We start from the raw sequence: 444 nt of genomic DNA, 5'->3' as shown, positions 1-444 counted from the left end.
CAGTGCTTGCGCCAACCGACCGTGACACCATATTGGCAAGCGCCGGCGACAATGCGCGGCCGGCGGGATGGGACACAAGCGTGGCGACCAAGGGCGTGGCAAGCGGGGGCATCGAAAATTCCGGCAGGCAGGCGGGCGAGGGCCGCGTTAAGAACGCGATCCTGATAGCCGGGCCGACCGCCAGCGGCAAGTCCGCCCTTGCGGTCGATTTCGCCGAGCGCAATGGCGGCGTCATCGTCAACACCGATTCCATGCAAGGCTATTCGGTGCTCGACGTGCTGACGGCGCGGCCGACTGCTGCCGAACTGGCTCGCGTCCCGCATTTCCTCTACGGACATGTCCATCCCTCCACCGCATATTCCACCGGCGCCTGGCTGCGCGATGTGATGAAGCTCATCGACAACGGTGCGTTCTTGGAACGGCGGGGGGGGGGGGTTTTCTTAC

The 444-nt window shown here is 65.1% G+C and carries 1 protein-coding gene; it reads left to right on the top strand.

Annotation, left to right across the window (positions count from 1 at the left end; genetic code table 11):
- Positions 1-95: 95 nt before the first annotated feature.
- Positions 96-444: isopentenyl transferase family protein (locus EOA86_RS38110; RefSeq protein WP_281035756.1), on the top strand; the 349-nt coding region annotated here is incomplete at its 3' end.

It is taken from the genome of Mesorhizobium sp. M5C.F.Ca.IN.020.32.2.1, assembly GCF_004023105.1.
Lineage (GTDB): Bacteria > Pseudomonadota > Alphaproteobacteria > Rhizobiales > Rhizobiaceae > Mesorhizobium > Mesorhizobium wenxiniae.
This window is presented reverse-complemented; position numbering and strand designations above follow the sequence as displayed.